The sequence below is a fragment of the Exiguobacterium sp. UBA3491 genome, assembly GCF_002377745.1.
Taxonomy (GTDB): domain Bacteria; phylum Bacillota; class Bacilli; order Exiguobacteriales; family Exiguobacteriaceae; genus Exiguobacterium_A.
Window position 1 is genome coordinate 25,399 of record NZ_DFQK01000011.1, and the last position, 4,868, is coordinate 30,266.

Annotated in this window: 6 protein-coding genes and 1 pseudogene; all 7 read right to left on the reverse strand. The window is 46.1% G+C overall.

Features of this window, described 5'->3' with window-relative positions; genetic code table 11:
- Positions 1-197: pseudogene (locus tag B4F99_RS03050) on the reverse strand (SAM-dependent methyltransferase); the annotation flags it as partial.
- Positions 198-248: 51 nt separating this feature from the next.
- Positions 249-599 carry a DNA replication initiation control protein YabA gene (yabA, locus tag B4F99_RS03055; RefSeq protein ID WP_119182633.1) on the reverse strand — a complete coding sequence of 117 codons (351 nt, stop codon included), beginning with the start codon at positions 597-599 and terminating at the stop codon, positions 249-251.
- 8 nt (positions 600-607) lie between these two features.
- A complete protein-coding gene (locus B4F99_RS03060; protein WP_029343044.1) occupies positions 608-1,438 on the reverse strand; it encodes a PSP1 domain-containing protein in 831 nt (276 codons plus the stop codon).
- A gap of 6 nt (positions 1,439-1,444) precedes the next feature.
- Positions 1,445-2,437 carry a DNA polymerase gene (locus tag B4F99_RS03065; RefSeq protein ID WP_050677360.1) on the reverse strand — a complete coding sequence of 331 codons (993 nt, stop codon included), beginning with the start codon at positions 2,435-2,437 and terminating at the stop codon, positions 1,445-1,447.
- A complete protein-coding gene (locus B4F99_RS03070) occupies positions 2,437-2,766 on the reverse strand; it encodes a cyclic-di-AMP receptor (RefSeq protein WP_023466519.1) in 330 nt (109 codons plus the stop codon). Before B4F99_RS03070 ends, B4F99_RS03065 begins: the two co-directional genes overlap by 1 nt.
- On the reverse strand, positions 2,763-3,401 hold the full coding sequence (gene tmk, locus B4F99_RS03075) for a dTMP kinase (RefSeq protein ID WP_290755244.1): 639 nt from the start codon (positions 3,399-3,401) through the stop codon (positions 2,763-2,765). Before tmk ends, B4F99_RS03070 begins: the two co-directional genes overlap by 4 nt.
- Positions 3,398-4,816 carry an aminotransferase class I/II-fold pyridoxal phosphate-dependent enzyme gene (locus B4F99_RS03080; RefSeq protein ID WP_290755248.1) on the reverse strand — a complete coding sequence of 473 codons (1,419 nt, stop codon included), beginning with the start codon at positions 4,814-4,816 and terminating at the stop codon, positions 3,398-3,400. The genes tmk and B4F99_RS03080 overlap by 4 nt, the downstream gene beginning before the upstream one ends.
- Positions 4,817-4,868: the final 52 nt, after the last annotated feature.

Consider the following 4,868-nt stretch of genomic DNA (forward strand, 5'->3'; position numbering starts at 1 on the left):
CGGTAGGATAAAAAGAGTGGGATCGCACCGTTCCCAGAGCAAAGATCGGCAATCCGCCCCTGTCGAATTGGAACCCATGCAAATCGTGCGAGCAATGCCGCATCGAGTGAATAGGAGAAGACGGATGGACTTTGAATGATTTTCCCTTCTTGTCCTAAGAGATAATCAAGTCGTTCGTCTGGTAATAGTTCAAACATGTCGTGCCTTCCTTTCCGAAAAAAAGACTGACTCATGTAGAAGTCAGCCTCTCAATGTTTCGTTAACATGGATAAGCAGAAGAGACAATCGCCGTCTTTTCGCACTTGTCCATAATGCAAGTTACAGATGTGAAACCCTTCCTGGTACAATCGTCCGAGATTGTCATAGCCCGCACCAACGCCTGCTTCCGCTTCTTCCGCTTCCGTGACCGGCTGTTGTTCATCGCGTTCGACTTTTTCCCGAAGATGATGATTCTCCAGATACAGATGTTGGTTCTCTTCCATCATGTAAGCCAGCTGATCCTTTAACACGCTCAGATGCTCAGTCAGCAAATGAATCTGTTGCTCAATCGCATCGACACGCGTAATGATTTCTTTTTTATCGACTCTCTCCACGCGTATGCACCCCGTTATTCTTTTGGTCGTTTTGGTTTTACGGCACCAACGGATAATAGTTCTTCCATCGAATACGTCAAGACGCGGGAACGATCCTTCAGTTCAATTTGAACGACTTGATCGAGGATGTTCAAGCCAACGACGCGTCCTTCGCCTTCAGGTACCGTCAAACGTTTTCCATAGTCCGGCAAGTCACGGCGCATCTCTTCATACGTATCGTTCTCATATTTTAGACAGCACATTAAACGACCACACACCCCTGAAATCTTCGTCGGATTCAACGACAGGTTTTGATCTTTTGCCATCTTGATCGAGACCGGTTCGAACTCACCAAGGAAAGATGAACAACATAAGACACGACCACATGGACCAATGCCTCCAAGTAACTTCGCTTCATCTCGAACACCGATTTGACGGAGTTCGATGCGTGTCCGGAAAACAGCCGCTAAATCTTTGACGAGCTCACGGAAGTCAACACGTCCTTCTGCCGTGAAGTAGAAGATGACCTTATTGCGGTCAAACGTGTACTCGACATCGACCAATTTCATATCGAGTTTATGTTCACGGATTTTTTCGACACATACCGCATGCGCATCAAGCGCTGCGACTTTATTTTCACGGACGATCATTGCATCTTTATCGTCAGCAATTCGAAGAATGGATTTCAGTGGCAACACCACATCTTCTTCGTCCATTTGTTTATCGGCGATGACCACTTCGCCATATTCAATGCCCCGTACCGTCTCAACGATGACTGCTTGTCCTCGTGATAATGACTCTTGTCCAGGTGCAAAATAATAAATTTTGCCCGCTTCTTTAAAGCGAACGCCTACTACTTCTAGCATGTCGCTCTACCCTTTCTGTAAGTCAAACATGAGACGCTCAACTGTTAATTGGGGATTAACATTCGCTTCGACCCGTCGGACTGCGGCAAGCACAGCTTGTAACCAGCGGGTGATCGTCGTCTGGCTCTTGGACCCCATCTGTTCAAGTTGGGGTTTACTATTCGTATAGGTCATACCTTCCCACGCCGGATTCAGTTTCAGGCGTAAGACATCCTCGAAGAAACAAGTGACGAGTTCAAGACCAATTCGGACATCCTGACGGTTCTTGAATTGTCCCATCCATTTCTCTTGTACGAACAGCGGTAAATCAGCCGGACGATTCGCTAATTCCTCCATCAATTGTAACACTGACGCTCGCGCATTTACAAACCAGTCTTCGAGTAATGCTTCTTCTGCATCCTCGACTTTTGGATAGACACGCGCTGCCAGTTGCGTCAACTCGTGGTCCCGTCCCGTTTTTTCAGATAAAACCTCGCCAATCATTTGACGATCCGCTGGACGAAAACTTAATAACTGTCCCCGCGATCGAATCGTAGGTAAAAGGAGTTGAGGTTGATTCGTCAACAATAAGGCCACTTTTCCTTCTCCTGGTTCCTCAAAGAACTTCAGCAAACTGTTCGCTGCTTGGGGAGTCATCTTATGGGACTGTGTAATGACATAAATCTGACGATCGCCTTCAAGTCCTCGGAGTGAGAGATCATGCATCAATTGTTGAATCTGTTCTTTTTTGATGGTCGCGCCATCTGGTTCGATTTCATAATAATCGACCAAGTTACCACTTTCCATCCGCCGACAGCTACGACAGACACCACATGGCTCCACATCGACCGGGGCCTCACAAAAAAGGCTTTTCGCGAACAAGTGAGCCGCTTCAAGTAGAAGCGGCTCATAGTCTCCAGTGAAGATATAAGCGTGATTGATTCGATCGTTTCGTAACGAATTTTGAAGAATCGTCGAAATGACCGATTGTGTCTGTTCCAGTTCATGAAACGTCTGCATTAGAATTGGTGAAACCCTTCGATTGGCAAGACGAAGACCGTTGCCCCGCCTACCTGGACTTCAACAGGGTACGGGATATAAGAATCGGCATGACCACCCATTGGTGAGATTGGAGAAACCATCTGTTCACGACTCGAACAATTCTTTTTGATCAATCGTAACAGATCATCGAGACGCTCACTCTGTACACCAATCATGAACGTCGTGTTTCCCTCTTTAAGAAAACCACCTGTCGTTGCTAGTTTCGTTGCTCGGAAATCATGCTCGACAAGCGCTTCCGCCAAACGTAAGCTGTCTTTATCTTGAACAATCGTAATGACCATTTTCATGAGAATCTCTCCTTTTCTTCTAAATACGTAATGACATCTTCCACTAAGTCCTGATGAATCACTTCAATCGATCGATTGGCTTGTACAATCTGTACCCGTTCTGGGTCCGATGCCGCAATCTGTTTGAAACCATTATAGACACGGGCACGAAACGCATCATCTCGCTGCTCGATTCGATCAAGTGCTCCCCGGTCCATCATTCGTTTTTTAGAATCCGTTACCGTTAAATCAAATAAATACGTCCGGTCTGGCGCTAATCCACCTGTTGCAGAATCATTAATATGACGCACGAGATCAATCGGATGTCCAAGCCCATATCCTTGATAGGCAAGTGAGGCATCAACGAATCGGTCACATAAGATGATTGTGCCTGCCTCTAACGCCGGTCGAATCAATTCTTCGACATGCTGGGCACGAGACGCTGCATACAGCAGAATTTCCGTCATCTCTTTCATTTCTTCAAAATCAGGATTTAAAATCAATGAACGAATTTCGTTCCCAACGCGTGTGCCACCTGGCTCACGGGTCATCATGACATTATAGCCCTTTTCTTTTAACACATCATTAAGCAATTGTAGTTGTGTCGTTTTCCCGGCACCATCCGGTCCTTCGACAGTAATGAACGTACCTTTCATCTTTCAAACCCTTCCTCTATGACGCGTAACGCTCCTTGTTGCAATTGTTCGCCCCCTTGCAAATGAACGGCTACGGTTTGATAATGTCGTAAACGTAGTACCTGTTCCGCCGTAATGCGTTCGCCTCTGACGATCAACGGAATGCCTGGCGGGTACGGAATAATGGTTTCGAGTGAAACATGACCGATACACTCATCCAGCTGACGGAACGTACCTGTTGCTTGTTCTAACTGTTCATAAGAACAAGCTAAAGCAGATACCTGTATTTTACCCATAATTGGTTGCTCGATATACCTTTTCAAAGGAATTCCTTCTGATTTCATCATTTGAATAGCGCGTTCGACACGATGAACCCAGTCATCCTGCTCAGACTTTGCTAGCGGACGAAGTGGCAAAATACAGACGACGTGATCTCCTAGAGCAAATTCCGCATCGAGTTGAACAGCTCGTAACGCGTGCAACAACGCATCTCCTGAATATCCCTCATACGTTAATGTCATCCGTGACCAATCATCGAAGCGAAGGACGGTCATATGATCGAACCGTTGAAGTGATTCGATAAACGCATCGTGACTAACCTGAATATTTGACATACCTTCAACTGTCCATTGTTCACGATAGGAACGGGCATAGTCTAATGAAGCCAGTAACAAATACGAAGGACTTGAGGTTTGAAACGCTTGGAGCGCTCGCTGTAACTTTCTTCTCATCTTTTCCGAAAATCGCTCGTGCATCCATGCTCCCATCGTCAGTGCAGGAAGCGTTTTATGGGCAGACTGGACAACAGCGGTTGCTCCTAATTCAAATGCAGAACGAACACCAAATGCTTTACCGAAGTGTGCACCATGTGCTTCATCCACTAATAAAGGGAGCCCGTGCGACGCTGTGAGCTGAACGAGTGACGTGATATCAGCTGCTTCCCCGTAATAGGTCGGTGAAGTGATAAACACGCCAACTCCTCCTGGATATTTCGTAAACGCTTCCTTTAATGTTTCACGTGAAACATGTCCACTGATTCCCGTTTCCTCATGGATGTCTGGTTCAAGAAAGATCGGTTCGATCCCAAGCCATTCTAACGCATTGAACACCGATTTATGGGAATTACGCTGTACATAAACACGATCTCCTCTTGTTGCTGTAGCGGCAAGCATCGCCCAGTTCCCAACGGTCGAACCATTCACAAGGAAATAACTCGCTTTTGCACCGTAGACTTTTTGCAACAAAGCTATCGCGTCTGCAATGGCCTCTTCCGGATGATGAAAATCATCTAGACCAGGTAATTCTGTGACGTCCCATTTAAAGAAGTCAGGAAGAGGTGTCAATGTTCCATTCTTATGACCAGGAACATGCCATGAGATGGGCGTTCGATCTAAATGGCGTTGAAGTGCATGTACAATAGGAAGTTCGTGTTTCATGAAAAAACTCCTTTTCCTCTAAAATGATTACACAAAAAGACCGACCTGCAAT

Excerpts from the sequence above, each read along its gene's own strand:
- tmk (WP_290755244.1), bottom strand. The coding sequence starts at position 3,401 with ATGAAAGGTACGTTCATTACTGTCGAAGGACCGGATGGTGCCGGGAAA.
- B4F99_RS03060 (WP_029343044.1), bottom strand. The coding sequence starts at position 1,438 with ATGCTAGAAGTAGTAGGCGTTCGCTTTAAAGAAGCGGGCAAAATTTAT.
- B4F99_RS03080 (WP_290755248.1), bottom strand. The coding sequence starts at position 4,816 with ATGAAACACGAACTTCCTATTGTACATGCACTTCAACGCCATTTAGAT.
- B4F99_RS03065 (WP_050677360.1), bottom strand. The coding sequence starts at position 2,437 with ATGCAGACGTTTCATGAACTGGAACAGACACAATCGGTCATTTCGACG.
- B4F99_RS03070 (WP_023466519.1), bottom strand. The coding sequence starts at position 2,766 with ATGAAAATGGTCATTACGATTGTTCAAGATAAAGACAGCTTACGTTTG.